This is a genomic window from Paenibacillus sp. FSL W7-1088 (genome assembly GCF_037969855.1).
GTDB lineage: Bacteria > Bacillota > Bacilli > Paenibacillales > Paenibacillaceae > Paenibacillus.
The window spans coordinates 4,860,980-4,883,734 of record NZ_CP150216.1 but is presented as its reverse complement, the minus strand read 5'-3'; the positions used below and the strand labels follow the sequence as shown (position 1 = coordinate 4,883,734).

At 47.6% G+C, this 22,755-nt stretch carries 22 protein-coding genes; 10 read left to right on the top strand and 12 right to left on the bottom strand.

What is annotated here, in order from left to right:
- The first annotated feature begins 171 nt into the window (after positions 1-171).
- Entirely contained in the window at positions 172-453 is a 282-nt protein-coding gene (locus MKY42_RS22045; RefSeq protein ID WP_082935008.1) for a DUF6809 family protein, read from the top strand.
- Positions 454-676: 223 nt separating this feature from the next.
- Here MKY42_RS22045 and MKY42_RS22040 read toward each other — a convergent pair whose 3' ends face one another.
- The gene (locus MKY42_RS22040) at positions 677-2,032 is read right to left on the bottom strand and encodes a right-handed parallel beta-helix repeat-containing protein (RefSeq protein WP_339844668.1); all 1,356 of its coding nucleotides are present in this window, start codon (positions 2,030-2,032) and stop codon (positions 677-679) included.
- A 470-nt stretch (positions 2,033-2,502) separates the two neighbouring features.
- Positions 2,503-4,095 (bottom strand): catalase, encoded by a 1,593-nt coding sequence (locus tag MKY42_RS22035; protein ID WP_339844665.1) that lies wholly within the window; start codon positions 4,093-4,095, stop codon positions 2,503-2,505.
- Between the two features lie 191 nt (positions 4,096-4,286).
- Between MKY42_RS22035 and MKY42_RS22030 the strand changes: the two genes are divergently transcribed.
- Entirely contained in the window at positions 4,287-6,251 is a 1,965-nt protein-coding gene (locus MKY42_RS22030; protein ID WP_339844662.1) for an ATP-dependent DNA helicase, read from the top strand.
- Positions 6,252-6,812: 561 nt separating this feature from the next.
- Here MKY42_RS22030 and cysK read toward each other — a convergent pair.
- From cysK to MKY42_RS22010, 4 genes are all read right to left on the bottom strand, one after another.
- Positions 6,813-7,772, bottom strand: a complete 960-nt coding sequence (gene cysK / locus MKY42_RS22025) for a cysteine synthase A (protein WP_218152276.1) — start codon at positions 7,770-7,772, stop codon at positions 6,813-6,815.
- A gap of 282 nt (positions 7,773-8,054) precedes the next feature.
- Complete coding sequence (locus MKY42_RS22020; protein ID WP_064636668.1) at positions 8,055-8,441, bottom strand: hypothetical protein; 387 nt, start codon at positions 8,439-8,441, stop codon at positions 8,055-8,057.
- A gap of 401 nt (positions 8,442-8,842) precedes the next feature.
- A complete protein-coding gene (locus MKY42_RS22015) occupies positions 8,843-9,076 on the bottom strand; it encodes a hypothetical protein (RefSeq protein ID WP_063565650.1) in 234 nt (77 codons plus the stop codon).
- Entirely contained in the window at positions 9,073-10,110 is a 1,038-nt protein-coding gene (locus tag MKY42_RS22010; protein WP_339844655.1) for a nucleotide-binding protein, read from the bottom strand. Before MKY42_RS22010 ends, MKY42_RS22015 begins: the two co-directional genes overlap by 4 nt.
- A 953-nt stretch (positions 10,111-11,063) precedes the next feature.
- Between MKY42_RS22010 and MKY42_RS22005 the strand changes: the two genes are divergently transcribed.
- Positions 11,064-11,786 carry a YitT family protein gene (locus MKY42_RS22005; protein WP_339844652.1) on the top strand — a complete coding sequence of 241 codons (723 nt, stop codon included), beginning with the start codon at positions 11,064-11,066 and terminating at the stop codon, positions 11,784-11,786.
- A gap of 209 nt (positions 11,787-11,995) precedes the next feature.
- Here the strand turns inward: MKY42_RS22005 and MKY42_RS22000 are convergent, their stop codons facing one another.
- A complete protein-coding gene (locus MKY42_RS22000; protein WP_090900920.1) occupies positions 11,996-12,466 on the bottom strand; it encodes a DUF2188 domain-containing protein in 471 nt (156 codons plus the stop codon).
- Positions 12,467-12,692: 226 nt separating this feature from the next.
- On the opposite strand from MKY42_RS22000, the gene MKY42_RS21995 reads away from it, so the two are divergent.
- Positions 12,693-13,493, top strand: coding sequence for a lipid II flippase Amj family protein (locus MKY42_RS21995; protein WP_179263976.1), 801 nt, complete (start codon positions 12,693-12,695; stop codon positions 13,491-13,493).
- A 38-nt stretch (positions 13,494-13,531) separates the two neighbouring features.
- Here MKY42_RS21995 and MKY42_RS21990 read toward each other — a convergent pair whose 3' ends face one another.
- The 4 genes from MKY42_RS21990 to MKY42_RS21975 all read right to left on the bottom strand — a co-directional run bounded on the left by MKY42_RS21990 (position 13,532) and on the right by MKY42_RS21975 (position 16,032).
- On the bottom strand, positions 13,532-13,930 hold the full coding sequence (locus MKY42_RS21990) for a hypothetical protein (RefSeq protein ID WP_090900915.1): 399 nt from the start codon (positions 13,928-13,930) through the stop codon (positions 13,532-13,534).
- Positions 13,930-14,133: a helix-turn-helix transcriptional regulator gene (locus tag MKY42_RS21985; protein ID WP_090900912.1), complete on the bottom strand. Its 204-nt coding sequence runs from the start codon at positions 14,131-14,133 to the stop codon at positions 13,930-13,932. The genes MKY42_RS21990 and MKY42_RS21985 overlap by 1 nt, the downstream gene beginning before the upstream one ends.
- Positions 14,134-14,330: 197 nt before the next feature.
- Positions 14,331-15,293, bottom strand: coding sequence for a peptide-methionine (S)-S-oxide reductase MsrA (gene msrA, locus MKY42_RS21980; protein WP_090900909.1), 963 nt, complete (start codon positions 15,291-15,293; stop codon positions 14,331-14,333).
- A 118-nt stretch (positions 15,294-15,411) separates the two neighbouring features.
- Positions 15,412-16,032 carry a VTT domain-containing protein gene (locus tag MKY42_RS21975; protein WP_339844640.1) on the bottom strand — a complete coding sequence of 207 codons (621 nt, stop codon included), beginning with the start codon at positions 16,030-16,032 and terminating at the stop codon, positions 15,412-15,414.
- Positions 16,033-16,232: 200 nt separating this feature from the next.
- Here MKY42_RS21975 and MKY42_RS21970 point away from each other — a divergent pair, with 200 nt between their 5' ends.
- Positions 16,233-17,171 carry a Gfo/Idh/MocA family oxidoreductase gene (locus MKY42_RS21970; protein ID WP_339844637.1) on the top strand — a complete coding sequence of 313 codons (939 nt, stop codon included), beginning with the start codon at positions 16,233-16,235 and terminating at the stop codon, positions 17,169-17,171.
- An 83-nt stretch (positions 17,172-17,254) separates the two neighbouring features.
- Positions 17,255-17,569, top strand: coding sequence for a hypothetical protein (locus MKY42_RS21965; RefSeq protein ID WP_090900900.1), 315 nt, complete (start codon positions 17,255-17,257; stop codon positions 17,567-17,569).
- Positions 17,570-17,610: 41 nt separating this feature from the next.
- On the opposite strand, the gene MKY42_RS21960 is transcribed toward MKY42_RS21965, so the two are convergent.
- Positions 17,611-18,429 carry an AraC family transcriptional regulator gene (locus MKY42_RS21960; protein WP_339844632.1) on the bottom strand — a complete coding sequence of 273 codons (819 nt, stop codon included), beginning with the start codon at positions 18,427-18,429 and terminating at the stop codon, positions 17,611-17,613.
- 188 nt (positions 18,430-18,617) lie between these two features.
- Here MKY42_RS21960 and MKY42_RS21955 point away from each other — a divergent pair, with 188 nt between their 5' ends.
- The 4 genes from MKY42_RS21955 to MKY42_RS21940 all read left to right on the top strand — a co-directional run bounded on the left by MKY42_RS21955 (position 18,618) and on the right by MKY42_RS21940 (position 22,747).
- The gene (locus MKY42_RS21955) at positions 18,618-19,730 is read left to right on the top strand and encodes a Gfo/Idh/MocA family oxidoreductase (RefSeq protein ID WP_339844629.1); all 1,113 of its coding nucleotides are present in this window, start codon (positions 18,618-18,620) and stop codon (positions 19,728-19,730) included.
- Positions 19,731-19,758: 28 nt separating this feature from the next.
- The gene (locus tag MKY42_RS21950; protein WP_339844626.1) at positions 19,759-20,523 is read left to right on the top strand and encodes a sugar phosphate isomerase/epimerase family protein; all 765 of its coding nucleotides are present in this window, start codon (positions 19,759-19,761) and stop codon (positions 20,521-20,523) included.
- Complete coding sequence (locus tag MKY42_RS21945; RefSeq protein WP_109998569.1) at positions 20,516-21,598, top strand: Gfo/Idh/MocA family oxidoreductase; 1,083 nt, start codon at positions 20,516-20,518, stop codon at positions 21,596-21,598. Before MKY42_RS21950 ends, MKY42_RS21945 begins: the two co-directional genes overlap by 8 nt.
- 180 nt (positions 21,599-21,778) lie before the next feature.
- The gene (locus MKY42_RS21940) at positions 21,779-22,747 is read left to right on the top strand and encodes a sugar phosphate isomerase/epimerase (RefSeq protein ID WP_024631039.1); all 969 of its coding nucleotides are present in this window, start codon (positions 21,779-21,781) and stop codon (positions 22,745-22,747) included.
- Positions 22,748-22,755: the final 8 nt, after the last annotated feature.

Sequence of the window (22,755 nt, the reverse complement as noted above, 5' to 3'; positions counted from 1 at the left end):
CAGTATCCCGTTCGCAGTGTCATAAACACGTTCACCACAGCAAGATAAGCGTAAAATTGGTGTTTGAGGTAAGGTTTAACTTTGGATCAATAAAAAACACTAGTGGATTTCCCGCTAAATTCCCATCTCAGCTCTTCCCTTGATATACAATCTTCATGAGGTGACCTTACCATGAAAGATAACATGTCAAACCTGATCGAGGATTTGTTTCACGGAAACCTGCGGTTGGACGAGTCGATTCATCCTGAGCATGCCGAGTATCAGGAGATCAATCGCCGAATATCGGACCTGATGCAGAACTATAAGACACAGCATACGGAGAACGAATACGATGCATTGGAAGAATTGGTAGACTTAATCGGGCAATCGACGTCCATGTACGTGGAAGCAGCGTTTGAGCAAGGTTTCCGCACAGGCGGTAGGCTGATGATCGAGGTTTTGTGCAGAGCATGAGCGCAAACGATTAACCCAACCTATACGCGAGCAGGGCAGATGTAACCTTTCAAAACCAGCCCTAAAATATTCGAAAACATAAGCAACCAGCATTAACTGTTGATTGCCCGGTCATTCAAAAAACCACAAATCCCCTTATCCATCACCAGCAATCAGGCTGGCATGGAAAGGGGATTTTGTGCCTAATCCTGCACTTATTTACCTACATCTGTCTAACTATAACCTACCTTGCCCCAATATTCGTACCCGCTGGCGTTCCAGACCCAATCAGATCACTACCACCCGCAAGCTTGAGGAAATTGCCCAGCACAGGCGTCCCATCCGCACTGCGTGTCACCGAAGGCACGAGGGACACAAAGTCGGCTGCGCTGGCGAGCAGGCCTTTGTCGTTGACACTCTTTTTGTTCTTCCACCAGACGTTGGTGCTGCTGACGTCGGTTCCGCTGGTTTTGTCGCTGGCGCCGCCTTCGAAGGACAGGTTGTTGGTGAAGATATGTGTGCCTACATCAAAGGCAAAGTTGCTTTGACCATTTTGCCAGGACGTATTGTTTTTTATCTGAATGGAACCGGGATTGCTGTTATAGGTGAAGCCGTGCTTTTTATTTTGAAAAGCAATGCTGTTCTCGACAATATGATTCACTGCGATTTTTTCGCCGCCCAGTTTGAAGCCGTTACCGTCACTGTTGGAGGTGGATGTACCATCCGAAGTCTGCCCGTTGTGATGGGAGATGCTGTTGCGGATCGTCACGACGCCGATGGCGCCAGTATCTGTTTTGCTATAGAGATCCCAGCCATCGTCTACATTATAGGCAGCGATACAACCATCGAACAGGTTGCCAGGACCTACCGTCAATTTGGCAGCAAAACCGTCGGCATCCTCGCCGTCATCCGGGTCATAGTTATCATGGGAATAGGAGCGAATAATCTCGTTATAGGCAGGCCATTCGCTGTTTACCGCAGTCGAAGCATAACGGCCGAGCTGGATGCCAGTATCCCGGTTGTGATGAGCTTCGATCTGTTCCAGGCGATTGTAGCTGCCCCCGATAAAGATACCGTTGTCGCCCGCACCCTTCACTTCAAGTCCTTTGACGAGCCAGTAGTCTCCGAACATTTGCAGCCCGCGATTGGTGGAGGCGAAGGCTTGTGCCGAGAAATCAAAGACAGGCTTTTCCGATCCGTACGCCACCAGATTTTTGCGCTGTCCTGATGTACCACTGTTGCCTCGCTCAATCGTAACCGTTTCCGAGAAGCTGTAGGTGCCGCCGCGCAGATATATCGTTTTGCCCGGTGCGATCTGGGTCAGCGCGTTAGCCAGTGACGTAGGACTCGCAAGGCTTCCGGGATTGCTGGCCGAGCCGCCAGGAGCGACATATAGATCACCTGCGGCGAGTGCAGTGCTGGAGGCAGCCACGGAATCAGAGGAATTTTGCAGTCCGCTATCGATCAATTCCGCCGCACCAGCCGATCCACCGCCGAGTAATAATAGAGGGAACGCGGCACTTAGGCAGATGTGAGTCATTTTCGATTTCAGCGAACGTTGGGATGATGCATGAACAGAAGTAATAGGGAATAATTTCATTAGGCCAACCTCCTTAGTAATTGGGAAATGAAGTCCTAGAGGACACAGGTTCATGGTAAATGCTGTAAACGTTATCATCAATAATCATTTGATCAGATGGACTCAACCTGCTGACAAGCCTCGTATAACTGGTCGAAAATGGAAGTTCATGTGAGCAGCGCATAATCCTGCGCTCAGTTCATGTCCCTCATTTAACAGGGGATCATCTGAAATGAACGTAGGAAGAGCCCCTTTTCCCGGCAAACGGCATGATCCATACCTCTAATCATCTGAAATCAACTTTAAAAATATTTAAAATAGAAGAGCCTCGCGTGATCAGCTCACAGGCTGCTCAGGTTGAAACGCCAAATACCCCCGATAGCAAGCTGCGCAAGCAGTCTTTGCTACCGAGGGTTAATGAACGAGCCCATATGTTTCCTATATAACATGTCCCTTACTTTAAAATACGCCTTAACTAAACCATCCAGTGCTTAATATGGATCTGCTTCATGACTTCGCTTGGCGGCCTGTTCCACTGTGGGCTCATGCTTGGGCTGAACCGTAGCACTGTCATCCGTTGAGACGGAGGATAATCCTTCCGCTACCCGGCGCCCATAATCAGCATCCGCTTGCGTAAAATGAGAGATCATGCGCTCGCGGATATCCGGTTTGCATGTGGCTAAAGCATCTACCAGATTGCTGATCAGCTCGTCTCGCTCCCAATCTTCAAACGAACGGTAGGTATCCCCGGCTTGTCCGAAATCATTCGTACGTTCGATCTTCTCACGCACTAGCCTGCCCTCCACCAACGGTTCATGTTCCGGGCCGCGTGGTGTAGCTTCTTTTAATCCACCAAGGGAGGATGGCTCGTAGTTCACATGCGGATTCTGACCCGGTGCACGATCCACCTGATATTGCATCTGCCCGCCGCTCTGATTGGTGGCTACCCGCTTTTTCGGTGCATTGACGGGCAGTTGCAGATAGTTGGCCCCCACTCGGTGACGCTGGGTATCCGAGTAGGAGAAGGTACGTCCTTGCAGCAGCTTGTCATCCGAGAAATCAAGCCCGTCCACCAGTACACCCGTCCCGAATGCGGCTTGTTCCACTTCATTAAAATAATCCTCGGGATTGCGATTTAACGTCATTTTACCTACAGGCAGAAACGGAAACTGATCTTGCGGCCATAGCTTGGTCGGGTCCAGCGGATCAAAATCCAGTTCGGGATGCTCGCCATCCTCCATCACCTGAACGCACAACTCCCATTCGGGATAGTCGCCCTGTTCAATCGCATGATAGAGATCCAGTGTGGCATGATTGAAATTTTGCCCTTGAATCTCACTCGCGTCTTTTTGCAGCAGGTTGCGTATGCCTTGATTGAGCGGTTCCCAGTGATATTTAATGAGTACACCAGTGCCTTCCTGATTCACCCATTTGTATGTATTGACGCCCGACCCCTGCATTTGCCGATAGTTGGCCGGAATTCCCCAAGGGGAGAAGAGAAACGTAATCATATGGGTAGCTTCGGGACTGAGGGAGACAAAATCGAAAAACCGCTCCATATCCTGTGCATTGGTCAACGGGTCTGGCTTGAAGGCATGTACCATGTCCGGGAATTTGAGCGGGTCACGAATGAAAAAGATTTTCAGATTGTTGCCCACCAGATCCCAGTTGCCGTCCTCGGTATAGAATTTCACAGCAAATCCGCGCGGGTCCCGAAGCGTCTCTGGTGAATGTCCACCGTGAATAACCGTAGAGAAGCGAACAAATACGGGCGTTTCTTTGCCTTTTTCCTGAAACAGACGTGCGCGTGTATACTTCGATACCGGTTCATCCCCGGCCGTTCCATACGCCTGAAATACGCCATGAGCGCCAGCGCCGCGGGCATGGACTACCCGTTCCGGAATACGTTCGCGGTCAAAATGGGTGATCTTTTCGAGAAAGTGATAATTCTCCAGTGTAGTCGGTCCCCGGCTGCCGACGGTTCGAACATTCTGATTGTCCGTGATGGGATGGCCTTGCCGATCCGTTAATGTCTCAGGTGCCTTGTCTGAGGAATGCTCAGGTTGTGAAGACTGATGATTCATGGAGCACCGCCTTTCCTTTTGATGGATTCGAATATATATTTTCCCTGCAAGTCGGTTCTATACATCGTTTTCATTAAAAAAAGCTTGTCACCCGCCTCATGGCGTGGGATAATTAACTTTTGCCCAGCGGCCTTTTTTGAACGGAAAATGAAATTTGGACCGCTTGTCTAAGAATGGAGGCTGACCTAGGATTGTCTACACAACGTTATCCTTTTGCATATGATCCGGCAGAGCCCTTTGTATCCCGTCTAGGGGAATGGGTTGCCGATGTTTTTTACGATATTTTGCCAGAGTCCGGCTTCGAGGTACGGGATGAACAGATTTTTATGGCGTACCAGCTCGAACGGGCCTATGGAGATAAAAAGACCATTATGGCTGAGGCTGGAGTGGGAACAGGCAAGACGTTAGTTTATCTGCTCTACGCGGTCTGTTATGCACGTTATACGGGTAAACCGGCGGTGATTGCCTGTGCCGATGAGTCTTTGATTGAACAGTTGGTGAAACCGGGCGGAGATATTGCGAAGCTGGCTGCACATCTGGACTTGGAAGTGGACGCACGTCTGGGCAAGTCACCTGACCAATACGTCTGTCTGAACAAATTAAGTGCGATGAGATTCGCCGATGAGGATGCGCCTGTTATTGAAGAAGTGCATGAGAGCCTTCCGGATTTTGTGAATACGCCGGGTACGCTTCAGGCCTTCCATCCGTATGGTGACCGCAAACAGTATCCACATCTGAATGATCGCCAGTGGAACAAAATTAACTGGGACCCTTTTCAAGACTGCTTTGTTTGTCCCAAACGTCAACGCTGTGGTCTGACGCTATCACGTGACCATTACCGTCGTTCCAAGGACATTATCATCTGTTCCCATGATTACTACATGGAGCATGTGTGGACCTATGAAGCGCGCAAACGCGAGGGACAATTGCCACTGCTGCCAGATCATAGCTCGGTTGTATTTGACGAAGGACATTTGCTGGAAGAAGCGGCCTTGAATGCACTGAGCTACAAACTGAAACACCGCATCTTCGAGGAACTGGTGACTCGTCTGCTTGAAGGCGAGATTCGTGAATCCCTCGCGGAGCGTGTGGATGAAGCGATTGAGAGCAGTGAACGATTGTTTGCGCTGCTGGATACGTATACGGTAGCCATTCCGGGATCGGAACGAAAAGAAGTGCGGGTAGAACCGCCGCTGCTGCGTGAGATCGAACGTCTGAACAGCGTATTGGATGCGATCGGCGAAGAATTGGTATTTGAGAGCGGATTGTTCTCGCTGGATGGCTATCAGATGCGTGTCGTGGAAGAACATCTGGACATGATTCAGTCTGCCCTTGCGTTGTTCCGTAAGGAAGATGGGTATATCTGCTGGGCTGAAGAGAGCGAAGACGAGACAACCTTATCGATCATGCCGCGTACCGTGAAGGAAATTCTGAACGAGCGTGTGTTCAATACAGGCATTCCAATTGTCTTCTCATCCGCAACGTTATCTGTGGACAGTTCATTCCGTTATGTGGCAGACAGTCTGGGGATTGATGATTTTGTATCGTTCTCCGTGGCTTCTCCATATGACTACGCGGACAAAATGCAGATGAAGATTACCGATGAAACCGTACCTGGTCACCCTGAAAATGAAAATCGGTTGCGTGACGCCGTGACGCTGCTTCAGGAGAGTGGGGGTCGTGCCCTGATTCTGTTCCGTACGATGGAAGAGCTGCGTGCATTCAAGCAGGATATCGTTCATATGCCTGAGGCTCAAGGGTTACGCTTTATGTACGAGGGAGATCGGGAGATTAGTGACCTGATCGCGGCGTTCCAGCAGGATGAGGAAAGTGTGCTGTGTTCCGTCAATCTGTGGGAAGGACTGGATGTTCCAGGACCGTCATTATCCAATGTCATGATCTGGTCGCTCCCGTATCCACCACAGGACCCTGTATTCAATGCAAAACGCACAGCGTCAGCGGCACCTTATGAAGAGATCGATCTTCCATACATGCTGCTGCGTGTAAAGCAAGGTCTTGGACGTCTGATTCGGACGAGCACGGACTCCGGTTCTGCGGTCATTCTCGATGAATCGCTGTATACGAAAAAGGAAGCCAAAGACCGCATTGCGGCTCTGCTTCCCGAAGGTGTAGAATGGACAACCCTGACACACTAATCAGCTTACGTTAAATGTTCATGCTTTATTGTGATGATAAGGCTTCTTACCGAAAATAAGTTCTTGTTCTCTGCGGACTCACCATCCGTATGTGAGCAAGAGCTTATTTTCTCGTTATCCTCAAATTTTCTTCTCGTGCCTTTTTTCAAGGGAAGGATTCGATCTATAGGCGAACGCTGTGTTTCTCCGAATCATTTTGTTCCTTCCCTACGTTCCTCTATGAGTCAAGGTAATGTATGGATAGGGATTTCCCCTCGCTTCAAATGGCTCCAAAATTCTAACGAACCTGCGGCATCTTATTAAGGTAATACTCAAGTAATGAAAACTTTAACGAACCCCATTAACGTTATCTCCCCCAAAAATGGCTTTTGAGCCTGTAAATCGACCGAATTTGGAGAAATAACGTCGCTGTGATTCGTTACACGTCAAACCTGCATAAATGAGAGCGAATAACGTGTGTCAGGTTCATTAGAACCGATGAGCGCTAACAAGGGGGTGTTCTCTGTCATGCTCATGACTTAGGGGAAAGTCCCTTTTTGGTGTGCAACGATTGTAGCTGTGTTAAAAAATACCCATGCTCAAATACCGTTCCCCGGTATCAGGTGCAATGCAGAGCACCCGGTGACCCGGCCCCAGTTCCCGCGCGATGCGCAGGGAGGCCCACACCGAAGCGCCAGAGGAAGGGCCGAGCAGCAGCCCTTCCCGGGCAGCAAGCTGCCGCATCGTATCCAGTGCATCCTCATCGGACACCTGGATAATGGCATCCCACACGTCGGTATTCAGAATGTCCGGAATGAACCCCGGACTTGTACCGACGAGCTTGTGGGGTCCGGGCTCGCCACCGGACAACACCGGAGAACCTTTGGGCTCCACCGCATAGATGCGGATACCGGGCAACTGCTTGCGCAGTTCTTCCCCGGTGCCAGTAATGGTTCCGCCGGTTCCCGCCGTAGCGATGAAGGCGTCCAGCCTGCCATCCATCTGCTGCATAATTTCGGGTGCCGTGGTGATCCGGTGGATGTCCGGGTTCGCCTGATTCTCGAATTGTTGGGGAATGAAGCTTCCTGGAATGTCCGCTTGAAGCTCTCTGGCCTTGCGAATCGCACCAGGCATTCGTTCCGCGGCAGGGGTAAGTATGACATCTGCACCGTAGGCTTTCAGGATATTGATGCGTTCCTTGGACATGTTGTCCGGCATGATCAGAATGGCTTTATATCCCTTGGCAGCAGCATTCATCGCCAGACCGATGCCGGTATTTCCGCTGGTCGGTTCGATAATGGTTGCGCCGGGAAGCAGCAGTCCTGCCCGTTCCGCCTGAAGGATCAGGTTGTAGGCGGCACGGTCTTTGACGCTTCCGCTGGGATTGAAATATTCCAGCTTGACGTATACGTCAGCGGAGTCGCTGCCCGTAAGTCTGTTCAGTCTAACGGCAGGTGTCTGGCCGATCAGTTCGGTAACATCTGCGGCAATGCCTGTATGTGCGGGTGGTTGATTTTTAATTAAATGCGAATTCAAGTCCATGAAGTACAACTCCTTGATTGATAAGACGTTTAAAAGCAATTCCAATGAACAAGTCTGTCCGCCATTAATGGCAGGCAGGCTTGTTTGCTTATAGGAATCCATTTTCATTACAAGTCTGAACGGAATGTACAGACAAGTCTATTCCATCTTAATGAACGCAGCCTCCCGGGGTCAACCTGTTTCGATTAGGCAGAAGGGTGGGGAGTCTGAGAAGTAAGCGAACTAAGTGGACTAAGAAATGTGAATTCAAACGAAAACGGGTACATTAAGCAGATGAATCAGCTATAACGGCTGGGTCAAATCCATATCCAGATGCCGGCTAAGCTCTTTTTTGACTTCATTCCGCGCAAACGTCCACAGCATATAGAACCGCTGCAAATATCCTCTGCACAGATACTGGGTCTCGATTCCATCGACTTGCCGTTTCTCCTCCAGAACCTTGACACCACGAGTTCTCATCTGTTTGCGAAGCGTCAGCATTTCCTTAAGTACATCATTCTGAATGCGGGTTAGAGACAGAATGTAGACCTCTGGCATTTTCAGCTGCAACGTATCCAGTGTGCGAATATCCCGTTCAAGCACATCCAGCAGCAGGGTGCGTACAACCATACTTTTAATCAATCGGTGGTCTTCATCCGCAGGGGATGGGGCGGAAGGGGATGATGACATACTTTCACTTCCTTAACCTTGAATTCGGACATGTTCTTATTTACAGAACGTATGTTCTTATATTATAATCAATATATGCAATGATGATACACAATACAACCGAGAAATATTGGAAGCAGTCCATATGCGATTTATGCTGAGATTTGAGGAGGTGAAATAGGGACAAGCCTTCTCCAAAATAAGGTATAATTTTTGGGTTTTGCAGGAAACCTAAGGGCATAAAGAAATCGACTTAATGCATCAAAGGGTGAGATGAAGAGGTAGAGAGCTTTTGGTCCGTTGATAAAGGGAAGGTTATGAAGGATTGCGAAAGTGTTGCAACAAAAAAGCCCCTGCCTTGGGCGGCGGGGCTAGATGATCTGCCGAACCAGACGGCAGAGTTGTATATGAGCATGAAGCGGTTAAGCCAGATACTGAGGTTTCTCATAAAGAGCCTCTTTTTCCAGAATCACTTTGTAAGGTCTTTCCTTACCCTTCAGCGAAGGGCCAATCGTAGTCAGCGGTACGGCCGGTTTGTGGAAACGATCTTCTTCCTTGGGTTCCGGAACCGGTCGTGATGATTCGGGCGCAGAACTGAGGCGTACTTTTTTGTCGCTGCCCCAGCGCTTGCTTATTTTTTTCGTTTCCGGTTTCATTCCGGTTCGCCTCCTAACAAATCGTTGATGGCGTTGAACAGATGACGATTCTCCAAATCCATCTGCTGAAATATCGCCTCATCCGCTTCAATATGTCCAATAATATGGACTGTGATTACATACCTCTTGGCTACAGGATAGCATAGCAGATACTCTTTCTCAAGGTAGTCGTCGTAGAGATTGATCTTGATTTTGTTCTCCAGGTAAGAATCAATAACCAGAATTCGCTTCGGATCATCAGGCTGTTTGTCGTCGTTGGCGGACAAGTTATATTTTCTCCCCGGTTCCCCAACATTACCACATAATTGTTCAATATGACCACTGTCATCTGTACGGTATATGGCAGTCCCGCGCACGGCAAATGGAGGAAGGGAGACAAATGCACTTCGAAGTGCATCGCTCATTCGCTCCAGCATAACTGCATCTGCTTTGCGGGTACGCAGTAACTCCCTGAAGAATCGCAGCAGTTTGAGCAACTGCAACCGGGCTTCGCCCTCAGACCTTTTGTGCTTCTCAATGATTTGTTCCACTTCGGGATCGCTCCATCGTCCCTGTTCTTCGATGCTGTCGGCGATTTTGGAACAGGCCACCGAGACGGCTGGCGCCCATTTCCCATCTGAACGAATTTCGTAAACCAGCGGATTTAAACCTAGTAGATCGGTGGGCATCCGCAGCCCTTCAACTTTTGTGGCATCCTTGATGTCCGTAATATCTTCAGGGAGAATGAAAAAAATACGCTTTCGTCCTAGTCGACCCATAAACAAACCCATTTCCAGCATTGTATTATCACGGACAGAGGCATAGTACTTCCCGCGAATTTTAGATATATCATCCGGATGAAAAATAAAAATGGCAAAGTCAGTCGTACGCACTTCTGTTTCCAGATCGTCCATGGTATAACTGCTTGGATTAAAAACTCCGGAGTACCAAGGGGTAACTTCGGCCGAGAAACGCAAGTTTTCGTGTACTGCGGCTGCAATCGGCTTCGCTTCCAGCGAGCAGCCAATAAAGACTCTTGGCTTTAACGTTTTCATCAATCCGCCTCGCTTAAACCGTAGTGGGAATCAATTGTTATATTATACCATAAACAGCAGAGTAAGTCTGGAAACGTTTAGCTGAACCAAGAAAGCCGATTACATCTGCTATAGTGTATGTGCAAGAGGGGAATGATTCCTTTAAAATCCGCGGAAAAATAAAAAATGGACCCAAATTGTCACAGTTGGGTGACTGGACAGTTATATTTGGAAGCTTCAGTCATAGAATGAATGAGCAGGTAGCACTATTAGGTAGAGAAGCTTGTCCTGGTGTGGCTGTTTGACGGCTCAAGCAGGCCAGAGTGTGCTTTTTGCGCATATTTGAAGGATCTGCTGTTTCGACCCAATCACATCGGTGTTATATAATAGAAGAACAAGCAAGTTAGCTTAGATTTTTAAACTGAATTGAACATTACACATGTCTATATAAGGTGAACTAAATTTTTACACGAGAACGTAGAGTGCAGAACCCGTCTGGAGAAGCGAAGCGCTCGCCTAAAAGCTTTCTGAAAGAAAGCTGCTTCGAAAGCATAAGCTATTCAACGAATTTTCTCCTTTGGAAAAGGGAATCAAAAAATCCGGGGATAACAGCGATCGAAAGAGGGTACTGCAATCGAAGTGGTTAAGTGTAAAGTTTATATGGTCTTATGCAAGGTGTAATATTCATCAGTTTAATTGGCACAGCTAACCACCAACAGACAGAAAGGATCAGGATACCATGAGTTCCCGAAGGATAATCTCCCCAAGGACGATCTGGAAACGTTACGATCTCTCTTACACTTAGCGCCCCTTGTAGAGTACATCACCGTAAAGAAAAAAAACGGCTGACTCTGCGAAAGAGGGGATTGGAATGAATACTATTCGAAGGACAAATACGATGATTTCTTCCAGGCTTGCCTTTTGCAGGGTACGGTCGGTGCAAACCAACCTTTACAAACTGCGAGGGAACCTGAATGAAGAGAACATCGTTAACCTTACAACAAGTTAAGACAGAGGCGGGAAAGTTCGCCATTATGCTGCTCGGAACATTTATTTTGGCATTTGCCTACTATCACATTAATTTTCAGAATCATTTATCGGAGGGCGGATTTGTCGGTCTGGCCCTGCTTGGAAAGTACGCGACAGGCTTATCACCTGCGATCGGCATGCTGCTGCTGGATATTCCAGTCATGATTCTGGCCTGGTTCATCAAGGGCTGGAAGTTCATGATTCAGGCGCTGCTGGGTGTGGCCGCATTCTCATTGTTCTATGACGGGTTTGAGCGGTACTCCACCCTGGTCATTCAATTTCACGGTAATCTGTGGATTCCGGCAGTCCTGTCCGGTGTTATCACGGGCGTGGGAGCTGGTATGGTGCTTCGATTCGGAGGCGCGACAGGTGGAGATGACATTCTGGCGGTGCTCATTAGCCGTTGGAAGGGCTGGAAGCTGGGAACGGTTTTCTTTGTCAGCGATGCGTTTGTACTCGGATTGTCGCTTTTCTTTCTACCGGTAAAAGAAACTTTATATACCATTCTGGCTGTATGGATTGCTAGTAAAGTCATTACGTACATGGTCAGTTTCCCGGCTCGCCGGACAGTTACGACCTCAGCTGTGAAGCTGCCTGTATCGACTGCAGCCAAAGTAGTCAGCGGTGCCTCACAACGAGCTCCGGTGGCTAGAGGGGTTTCGCATTAAACGTAAAGATCCCCCTATTCGTAATGAATGTTGTTCGAGTAAGGTGGGCTTGCCTCATACCAAACACAAAGCCCTTTTGCATGCTTGATGGGAATTATTCCATTAGCGGCGAAAGGGCTTTTTTGCTTGCCTTAAGTAAAAAATTGACGTGTACATTTACGATATATCCTATTTTAGAACAGATTTACTCAAGTTTTAGAACAGATTACTCAAGGCTTGATAGAAGAGGCAATTTGTCCATCTTCATTATGGATAATAGCTCGAATGTTCTGTTTTTCACTCTTTTCTTTGGCAGCATCTACAGCCTCTGCTTTGGTTCGGAACGTAGCCAGAGATTTGGATTGACCTTCTTCCTTGATGGCCCAGCCTGAATCGGTAGGAACGACATGAATATTATCATGGCTTTTGGAAGAAGAGACAGGTTCGGAATGACGGCGTGGAGAGGAAGATTTTCCATGGTCCGATTTGCTGTCTGATGAAGATTTGGTAGTCTGCTTCGAACTTTTCGATGTGGGATGATTCTCATCCCATTCTTCCGCTTTGGCAGTAGCGATTGCAATGGAGCGTCCTTCCTCGTAACCGTCATCCAGCAGTGCATTGGCGATTTCAATGGCCTTATCTCTGACACGAGGCTCCAGATTTTTCATGGAAACGGGATAATCCTGTTTGTTCCACGGCATATTGATTCCCTCCTGTACAATATAAGTTATTTGTATATTACCCTTTACCCGGATGAATAAACGATTATTTGTGGAGAACCCTTAAGCGGATGGTGTAGTTTTGGTGCATTATACCGTTCAACTTTTCAGTGCTTTTCTATACTTTTATGTGGATGAGGAGTATAATACTTCCAAGCTTGAAAGTACAGATAGAAGCACATTAGGAAATAGATAAGGAGTTTTACATATGTTTAGTTTGAGCCTGGCCATTCCTATGTTATTTACCATGCTTATACATGCGGCTGACAGTCTGTCCTATGCGCTGCGTCTTGGGGGATTGCGTACTCGCAGAATCGCGCTGGCCTTGTCCCTGTCCGGAATTTTGCTGCTGGTGTCGCGTACCTCCAATATGGCCCAAGGACCGATGGTAGGCAATCTCGTGGATACGGCGACGAATGGAGGGAACCCACACTTTGCAGCGCAACTGCACTGGCTGATGGGCGCGGCTACGGTTGGAACAGCCTTGGCGATTATAAGTTTTCCAACGATGGTCAAGCTCGCTTCCCGAATGGTCGTTCATTTTGAGGAGGCAGGATCAATTCCTTCGATGGTTCGAGGTCTGCTAAAACGCAGCAAGATCAAAAACGCGATGTATTATATTACTCCACCATCATGGAAAATGGCAAAACTGTTGGTACACAACGGAATGCCGAGACGTCTTATGACGTTGAACATAGCGGTGACAGCAATCTATACGACTGGAGTCCTGTCCAGTCTGTACGCTGCGTATCTTTATCCAGGGCAGGCTGTAGCTGCTTCGCAATCCACCGGACTCATTAATGGAGTAGCGACCATTTTGTTAACCATCCTGATTGATCCTCGTATTTCGCTGCTTAGCGACAAATCTCTGCGTGGTGAAATTCGGCTGAATCGAATGAATCAGATTTATGGCTGTATGCTTGTATCCCGTTTATTTGGCACATTGCTGGCTCAGTTGTTATTGATTCCATTTGCTTACTGGATCGGCTGGATTGTGAGTATGATGTGATAGAGTAGGAATGCAAAAGTCAAAAGAGGATCTCGGAATTACTCCGATAATCTGTACTTTCGCATCTGAATCCATTCAAGAAAGGGTAGGATCACCATGGAGAGCCCTAGTAAGGAGAGAAGCAGAAGACTGGGTTCTTCATGCATCCAATGGTCTATAGCAACAGCGATAAGAATAAAGAATGTCAGTAGAAAATACCCCAGCTTCGAGCTCTGTTCCGTAATTTTTCTACCCAATTCCTCGTCTTCACGAACATGATCTTGATCTGCCTTTGTTCCCCATGTCACGGTTGACATGAAAAGCATCATGATTGCCCCAAGTGTTACCATTTCGCCGAGTCCAACGGATTTCCCAAAAGCTGTCCGATATATCACCATTCCAAGCACAAGAAGTGCCGATAAACCTGTAATTCCTATTATCCAGTTTCTTGACCTCATCAGGATTTTCTCCTCTCATACATAAATAACTGTTCAATCGTGACCTCCAGTGCTTCTGAGATAGCAAAAGCCAGTGGTAAACTGGGGTCATACTTGTTGTTTTCAATAGCATTAATCGTCTGTCTGCTGACATCACACTGTTCGGCAAGTTTGCCTTGTGAAATGTCTTTCAGCTCACGCAGTACTTTTATCCGATTTTGCATCCACAAACCTCACTTTACATGGCACGATGAACTCAATTGTGTCAAGAACTCTTTACACCTGGATTTTATATGACTGATCATTCGTATGTCAAGAACTCTTTACATCCCAGCGGAGAATGGGCAAAATATACAACCAAAAGAGCAACGGAAAATTTCCGCTGCTCTTTAAGGTAATTCTATGTGAATGTTATCTTATCTTATTTAAACAGTACAGCGTATTCGGCATATCCTTCTTTTTCAAGGTCTTCTTTGGGTACAAAACGAAGGGCAGCGGAATTGATGCAATAACGCATTCCACCAGCTTCGGCAGGGCCGTCGTTGAACAGGTGACCCAGATGGGAATCTCCTTCACGACTTCTCACTTCAGTACGAATCATGAAGTGGCTGAGATCCGTTTTTTCCTTCACATTGTAGTCCCGCAGTGGACGGGTGAAGCTTGGCCAGCCGCAGCCGGAATCGTATTTGTCGGTGGAACTGAACAGTGGCTCACCGGATACGATGTCCACGTAAATTCCGTCACCATGGTGATCCCAGAATTCGTTATGAAACGCAGGTTCAGTTGCGTTGTTCTGGGTAACTTCATATTGCAGCGGCGTCAGACGCTCTTTCAGGCCGTCTTTATCCACTTTGCCGGACCAGTTACGTTCGATAAAGTCTTCACGTCCAGAACCTTTACGGTACCGTTTATAGTGAGCAGGGTTTTTGTGATGGTAACCTTGGTGATGCTCCTCTGCTTCATAGAACGTTTTCGCTGGCAAAATCGGTGTGAAGATTGGTTTGTCAAAACGTCCGCTTTGTGCCAAAGCTGCTTTGGAAGCTTCTGCGATCTGGCGTTGTTCTTCACTATGATAGAAGATGGCTGTCTGATAGGATGATCCACGGTCATGGAATTGTCCACCCGTATCCGTTGGGTCGATCTGTTGCCAGAACAATTCAACAAGTTTCTCATATGGGAAGATGGCAGGGTCGAAGGTAATTTGAACGGCCTCTACGTGACCTGTCGTTTCCGAGCAGACCTCCTCATATGTGGGGTTCTCCGTATGCCCTCCTGTATATCCCGATACAATCTTATGAATACCGGGTAGTTCCTCGAAGGGGGATACCATACACCAGAAGCACCCGCCTGCAAAAGTTGCTTTTTCGCTAGTATGTTGTTCCATGCTATAGTCACTCCATTTCTGATGAAGAATGATATTTTGGCTTACTCTTCTATTATATCCCGAATTGGCAAGCCAACCAAGCAGGATCGTAAAGAGGATGAGTCTGAAATGTTTCTGACTATTCCGAATTAGACTTTTTACGAGAGCGCAAGCGAAACAAGAACAATATTATCGTCATGAACACGAGATAACCGGAAAGGATTAACAGGCTCACCCAGATTGATGATTCTGCTTGTGAACCCGCATAGGCAAAAACAAAAATAGCAGGCAATTTGCCAATCGCTGTCGCAACCATGAACACCCAGAATGGGGTGTAGGTGATGCCTGCATAGATATTAACCGCCATTTGGGGAACGATGGGCAGCAGTCGCATAGACATGATACCCATGAAGGGATGAGCTTCCATCCATGTTGTGAATCGATTCAAAACCCGAATGCGTTCGAGATAGGATCTGGCCTGATTTCTGAATATCGTTCTTGCTCCAGTGTATACAAGCAGTGCAGCAAGCGTAGTGCCAAGCCAGCATATCCAGGCTGCTGTTGCGGTACCGTAACTATAGCCAAAGGCAATAATGACGATTTTGTACGGAATTACGGGTACAAGAGCAAACAACGTTGCCATGGCGAGTAAAAGTGGTATGGACTGATGCAGATCGGTCCAGGCCAGCAGTTCATATCTGTAAATAAACGTGACTCCGGCAAGTAAAACATATAGGAGGAGCCATAACCATTTTCGCAAAATCCCAAACGCTCCTTTCAGACCAGGAAGGGCTTATCGTTTCCCAATCCGTATTGCTATCTCTCTAAAGTTTACCACGTTCAACCAAAGGATGGACAATTCGTGCTGGTTCTAGCTGCAATCACTGGCATGTTGGTGTCTGAAGGGTTACACTATAGGACGTAGAAATATAGAACTCATCTGAAGGTGGAATGATCATAATGGAAACAACCAAGCGAACCCGTGCTGCGATCATCGGACTCGGGGATATTGCGCGCAAAGTATATTTGCCGCTGTTGACTGCCCACGCGAACGTGGAAATTACGGGGATTATGAACCGTTCTCCCGAGCCGGTCAAGGAAATACAGCATACTTATAGATTAAACAATGGAACAACGGATATGAAAGAATTGTTGTCCTGGGATCTGGATGCAGTGTTTGTACATACAGCGACAGAAGCTCATTTTGACATTGTCATGCAATGTTTGGAGCGGGGGCTGGCGGTATACGTGGACAAGCCGCTGTCCTATACGTTGCGGGAGTCGGAAGAAATGACCGCATTTGCTGAAGCACAGGGTCTTCTTTTGGCGGTAGGTTTTAACCGGAGATTTGCACCGTTGTATCAAAATGCGAAGGAATGGATGCAGGCTGGACAGGGTTTTGAATCGCTGACAGTTACTAAACATCGGACAGGAATTCAGGATCGTCCCGCTGCGGAAACCATCTATGATGATCTGATTCATATCCTTGACCTAATGTTATGGTATTCGGATCACAATGTGCATCTGCTCCATCAATGGATACGTAAAAATGACCTGGACCGACTGTTGCATGCGGCTGGATCAGCCAAGCTGGGCAGAACGGCATATGGGAGATTCGATATGGTACGCCAAGCAGGAGCGGATCTGGAGAAGCTTGAGTTGTATGGCGGGGGAAGATCGGTAGAAGTGCTGAACATGGAAATAGCGAAGTATGAGGAACGCGGTGCTCAAGAACGCAAGGAAACCTTTGGCAGCTGGGAAAGTATTTTGACCCGAAGAGGATTCACGGGAGCGATTGATCAATTTTTGGCAAATCTTGAAACCCCGGATGACTGTGCCATCAGTGCAAGTCATGTCATGGACAGTCATGACCTGGCTGAACAGCTTATCCGCGGTTAATCTTGAAGAAGGTCGTGCGGGAGTGTGATTGAAGCCTTCCGCACCAATGATTCATTAAACGATATTGGAGGAAGTATAATACCATGGATGAATATGAAAAAGAACGCAACAAACAGATTGAGGAAGCTGTAATTGAGACGTATAAACAGGAAGAGGAAATGATGATTCTGGTATTTGCCCAGTGGTGTGTCAATCATGGACTTGATCCGGAAGAGATGTACCAGCAAGCCTACCCGGAACAACTGAGCAACGAGCGTTTGCAGCAGGTGCTGAAGCTAGTTGTATCCAAGGAGGAAGCCGGTGACATTCCGGACGACACTGTATTGGGCGTGTTATCCATGTTTGGCAATGAAGATCTGGCTATGGTTGTATCCGAGGCGATTGCCGCGCGCAAATAAGTTTCGGTTACGGATAATACGTATACGTATTAATGAAGCGATTACATCTGTTCCCGGTGAATGACGCGGAATTCTTTGGGCGACATGCCGAACCGGGAGCGGAATACCCTGTGGAAATACGTATAATTGTTAAAGCCGGAAGATTCGGCTACATGTTCGAGTGTCATTGGACTAAAAATGATCCGTTCCCTGGCCATGTTCAGTCGTACATCCAGTGTATATTGCATAATACTTTTACCAAACGCTTCTTTGAAGAGATGAACTCCCCTTGAAACACTGATTCCAATATGGGTAGCTATATCTTCAAGCTTGAATAGAGAAGAAGCGTTTTCCTCGATGTAACTTTTAATCTCATATGCCACATAGTTGGTATTAGTAATCGTCGGATGCTCCGCGAGCATACGATCCACTTCAAGACAAAGAATTCGCATATAATAACTGGCGATTTCTGGGTAAGGATTGGAAATACGGCGCTGCTCCAGTACGAGCTGACGAAACAGGGTAAGCAGGCTTTCGGTCAGCTGCACCTTGATCCGGTTCGGCCTCTTGTGATGTTTCCACCACTCATCCACCCAGTCCCCATTGAAGAAAATATGGTAATCACCACTCTCCACAAGTCGTTCGCCCATCGGATTTTGCTCTTTGTCTATTCTCAGTTCATATGGCTCATCTGGACTAAACAGAAGCAGATCACCCGCATCAACAAGCGACATCTCGCCGTCTATACGGGCTCGGCAACGTCCGTCCGTCTGGAGCCTCATCAGGTAATTCTTTACTCCCTCAGGATGCAAGCCTATATAAGGTTTGCGATGAAACGAGAAGCCTGCTGTAAGAACCTGGCAGGAATAATCAGTCGGCATTGGCATACTCCTTGCAATTTGAAAATTATGACCAGATAGTTCATGTTTCGATCATATTATTCATTTTAATTGATGCCGAAACGGAATACCATAGTATTAAATTCAAGTGCAACACTCAAGCGCAAAACCTTCAATTACAAATATGCAAGTTACAGGTTCTCACCATTCATAAGGAGATGAACATCACTGTGGAGAAAATGAAAGCGGGCATTATTGGTTGCGGTAACATTAGCGCCATTTATCTAGAGAATTTAAAAGATAATCCTCTCATTGAAGTGGTGGCTGTTGCGGATTTGATCCGTGAACGGGCACAAGAACGAGCTGATGAATTCAATGTCGCAAACGTTTACAATGTAGATGAGTTGCTGCAAGATAAGGAGATTGAGCTTGTGCTAAACCTCACGGTTCCTGGCAGTCATGCCCTGACTGATCTGGCTGTGCTTGAAGCAGGCAAACATGTGTATGCCGAGAAACCGTTGGCAATTTCTCTTGAGGATGGTCGCAAGGTAATTGAACTGGCTGAGGAAAAAGGATTGTATGTTGGTTCGGCACCGGATACATTCCTTGGATCAGGCATTCAGACTGCCCGCAAGGCTATTGAAGAAGGACTGATCGGTAAACCGATTGCGGCAACTTCATTCTTCATGGGTGGAGGGCCGGAAGCTTGGCATCCGAATCCAGAGTTCTTTTATGTCGCTGGTGGCGGACCGATGTTTGATATGGGGCCTTACTATTTGACCGCGCTGATCACCCTCCTTGGACCGATTCGCAGAATCAGTTCTTCAGCAGGTGTACAGATCACAGATCGCGTTATTGGTTCCGGGCCGAAGGAAGGTACACCTCTTGAAGTACAGACGCCAACACATCTGGCAGGAACGATTGATTTTGAGGAAGGTGCCATTGCAACAATGATCACCAGCTTCGATATCCGGGGTGCTTCGGATTTGCCACGGATTGAAATCTACGGTACCGAAGGCACGATGAGCATACCGGACCCCAACTTTTTTAACGGGGAAGTGAAGCTGCGCAGATTCGGTCAGGACACATGGGAGACGGTGACGCCTGCTTTTGAAAGCAGACAGAACGAGCGCGGAATCGGCGTTACCGAAATGGTTGAATCCATTCGAGCCGGACGCGAACACAAGGCCAGTGGCAAGCTCGCCTACCATGTGCTTGAAGCTATGCATGCGTTCCAGCGCTCCTCGCTTGAGGGCAAACACATTCAACTGGAGAGCACTTATCAAGCAGCAGCAGAAAACAATACAGATGAAAATCAGTCAGAGGCTGTACAGTCACACTAATTGATTTCGAAGTGAGGTGAGCCGGTAGATGTTGAAGGTTGGATTACAGCTATATACGGTACGTGATGAACTGGAGCGCGATTTCAAAGGCACACTCGCCAAGGTTGCAGAGCTTGGATATCAAGGCGTTGAGTTCCACAACTTTTACGGGCATAGTCCTGAAGAAGTAAGGGGCATTCTGGATGAATTCGGTCTGGAGATCGTGGGTACACATGTTCAGTACAATAGTCTGCTTGAGGATCTCGATGGGGTGATCGCTTATCACAAAGCCATCGGAAACAAAAACCTGATTGTCCCTTACCTGTCGGAAGAACAACGGCAATGGGATAACGTATTTGCTTCCCTCAATGAGATTGGCGAAAAGTGTGCAGCGCAGGACATGGTGTTAATGTATCACAATCATGATTTTGAATTTACAGAGCAGGTTGAGGGTCAGCCGGCGTTATACGCGATGTATGATACCGTAACCGCTTCCCATCTGCAAGTGGAGCTGGATTCGTGTTGGGCTCACGCCGCAGGATATCCGCCAACGGAAGTCATCGCGAAGTATGCGGGACGTCTGCCGCTGGTTCACTGGAAAGACATGCGCCGTTCAGAAGGCCAAGTCCTGACAGTGGAATTCGGCCAAGGCGAGGTAAATCTGGGGGCTGTAGCTACAGCGTCAGATCAGGCGGGAGCCGAGTGGCTTGTTGTGGAACAGGATGTATGTCAGAATCCTCCACTGCAAAGCATCGAGAGCAGTATGAACTGGATTAGAAAATATGCCGCTAATGGAGGACTTGTTCATGTCTAAAGTACTTAATATCGCCATCGTAGGTTGTGGCGGAATCGCCAAAGGTAAACATATGCCCAGCCTGTCCAAACAATCTCAGGGCCGTATGGTCGCTTTCTGCGACATTGTGAAAGAACGTGCGGAGGAGGCAGCAGCCGAATTCGGTGCTGAGGGAGCCAAAGTATATACGGATTATCACGAGATGCTGAAGGATGAGAGCATTGATGTGGTACACGTCTGTACACCAAACGACTCCCACTCCGTGATCACGGTCGCTTCCCTTGAGGCGGGCAAACATGTAATGTGTGAAAAGCCAATGGCGAAGACGTCTGCACAAGCGCAAGCTATGCTGGAAGCCGCACAACGTACAGGCAAAAAGTTGTCCATTGCGTATCAGAACCGATTCCGCAATGACAGCCAATACCTGAAACAAATGTGTGAAGAAGGCGAGCTGGGCGATATTTATTTCGGTAAGGCGATTGCACTTCGCCGCCGTGCTGTGCCTACCTGGGGTGTGTTCCTTGATGAGGAAAAGCAGGGTGGAGGACCGTTGATTGATATCGGTACACACGCGCTGGACCTGACTCTTTGGCTGATGGATAATTACAAACCGAAGAGTGTAATGGGATCAACGTTCCACAAGCTGGGTCAACGTGAGAATGCGGCCAATGCTTTTGGGCCGTGGGACCCGGAACAATTCAAGGTAGAGGATTCTGCATTCGGCTTTGTGACGATGGAGAATGGGGCTACAATTATTATCGAATCCAGCTGGGCGCTGAACGTTGCTGAATTTGGCGAAGCCAAAACACTGCTTTGTGGAACAGAAGGTGGCGCGGATATGCAGGATGGTCTGCGTATCAATGGCGAGAAACGCAGCCGTCTGTTTGAAACCAAGGTAGATCTGGACGCAGGCGGAGTCGCTTTTTATTCCGGTAGTGCAGAAAATGAAGCGGATCGTGAAGCTAGAATGTGGCTTGAAGCGATCATAGAAGACAAGGATCCAGTTGTAAAACCTGAACAAGCCATCGTGGTTACTCAGATTCTTGAAGCGATCTACGAGTCTGCTCAGACAGGCAAAGCGGTTTATTTCGACTAAACCGACCGGATGTCATTTCCAATGAAATAACCAGTATTCTTACGTTTAATTTCAGGATAGAATAGCTCTTGATTTTCCACAATAACGATACAATCATGTGATCTGAACGGTATTTTTATGCAGTTCATTGTTCATAAAACCAGCAAATAATATGATATTTAATCTAGGGAGGAATCGCACTTGAAACTCGGCGTATTTTTGGTACTATTCGGAGGACGTAAATTGGAGGATGCACTTGACTATGTTGCATCCAAAGGCTTGAAAGCAGTAGAAATCGGAACTGGTGGACATCCCGGAAATGCTCATTGCAAACCGGATGAGCTTCTGAGCAATCCAACAGCATTGAAAAATTTCAAAAATGCAGTAGAATCCCGTGGTCTGACTATCAGCGCATTGAGCTGTCACGGTAACCCGCTCCATCCACAAAAGGATATTGCGAAAGGATTCCACGATGATTTCGTTAAGACAGTAGAACTGGCTGAGAAACTGGAAGTGCCTGTTGTAAATACATTCTCTGGTTGTCCGGGAGACCATGAGGATGCCAAATATCCGAACTGGCCTGTTGCACCATGGCCGAATGACTTCCAGGAAGTTCTTAAATGGCAATGGGACAACAAAGTTATCCCTTACTGGACAGAGTGGGGCAAGTTCGCTGCAGATCACAATGTGAAAGTGGGACTGGAGCTGCACGGTGGATTTTCCGTGCATACACCAGCGACCTTGCTGAGACTGCGTGAAGCAGCAGGCGAAGTGATTGGCGCCAACCTGGATCCAAGCCACATGTGGTGGCAAGGTATTGATCCGGTGCAAGCGATCCACATTCTGGGACGTGAAGGCGCGATTCATCACTTCCATGCGAAAGATACAACTATTGATCCAATTAACGTGAATAAATATGGTGTAACAGATATGCAGGATTATACAAACATGCTTGATCGTGCTTGGCAATTCCGCTCGGTCGGTTATGGTCACGATAACAAAACTTGGGCTGATATTATTAGCGCTCTGCGTCTGGTTGGATATGATTATGTCGTAAGTATTGAACACGAAGATGGTCTGATGTCGGTAGAAGAAGGATTCTCTAAAGCTGTGCAAAATCTCCAACAAGTATTGATTGAAGAACCGCTGGGAGATATGTGGTGGGTTTAGAGTTACAC

Coding starts and splice junctions, on each gene's coding strand:
- MKY42_RS22045 (WP_082935008.1), top strand. CDS start 172: ATGAAAGATAACATGTCAAACCTGATCGAGGATTTGTTTCACGGAAAC.
- MKY42_RS22040 (WP_339844668.1), bottom strand. CDS start 2,032: ATGAAATTATTCCCTATTACTTCTGTTCATGCATCATCCCAACGTTCG.
- MKY42_RS22035 (WP_339844665.1), bottom strand. CDS start 4,095: ATGAATCATCAGTCTTCACAACCTGAGCATTCCTCAGACAAGGCACCT.
- cysK (WP_218152276.1), bottom strand. CDS start 7,772: ATGGACTTGAATTCGCATTTAATTAAAAATCAACCACCCGCACATACA.
- MKY42_RS22020 (WP_064636668.1), bottom strand. CDS start 8,441: ATGTCATCATCCCCTTCCGCCCCATCCCCTGCGGATGAAGACCACCGA.
- MKY42_RS22015 (WP_063565650.1), bottom strand. CDS start 9,076: ATGAAACCGGAAACGAAAAAAATAAGCAAGCGCTGGGGCAGCGACAAA.
- MKY42_RS22010 (WP_339844655.1), bottom strand. CDS start 10,110: ATGAAAACGTTAAAGCCAAGAGTCTTTATTGGCTGCTCGCTGGAAGCG.
- MKY42_RS22005 (WP_339844652.1), top strand. CDS start 11,064: ATGAAGAGAACATCGTTAACCTTACAACAAGTTAAGACAGAGGCGGGA.
- MKY42_RS22000 (WP_090900920.1), bottom strand. CDS start 12,466: ATGCCGTGGAACAAACAGGATTATCCCGTTTCCATGAAAAATCTGGAG.
- MKY42_RS21995 (WP_179263976.1), top strand. CDS start 12,693: ATGTTTAGTTTGAGCCTGGCCATTCCTATGTTATTTACCATGCTTATA.
- MKY42_RS21990 (WP_090900915.1), bottom strand. CDS start 13,930: ATGAGGTCAAGAAACTGGATAATAGGAATTACAGGTTTATCGGCACTT.
- MKY42_RS21985 (WP_090900912.1), bottom strand. CDS start 14,133: ATGCAAAATCGGATAAAAGTACTGCGTGAGCTGAAAGACATTTCACAA.
- msrA (WP_090900909.1), bottom strand. CDS start 15,293: ATGGAACAACATACTAGCGAAAAAGCAACTTTTGCAGGCGGGTGCTTC.
- MKY42_RS21970 (WP_339844637.1), top strand. CDS start 16,233: ATGGAAACAACCAAGCGAACCCGTGCTGCGATCATCGGACTCGGGGAT.
- MKY42_RS21965 (WP_090900900.1), top strand. CDS start 17,255: ATGGATGAATATGAAAAAGAACGCAACAAACAGATTGAGGAAGCTGTA.
- MKY42_RS21960 (WP_339844632.1), bottom strand. CDS start 18,429: ATGCCGACTGATTATTCCTGCCAGGTTCTTACAGCAGGCTTCTCGTTT.
- MKY42_RS21950 (WP_339844626.1), top strand. CDS start 19,759: ATGTTGAAGGTTGGATTACAGCTATATACGGTACGTGATGAACTGGAG.
- MKY42_RS21945 (WP_109998569.1), top strand. CDS start 20,516: ATGTCTAAAGTACTTAATATCGCCATCGTAGGTTGTGGCGGAATCGCC.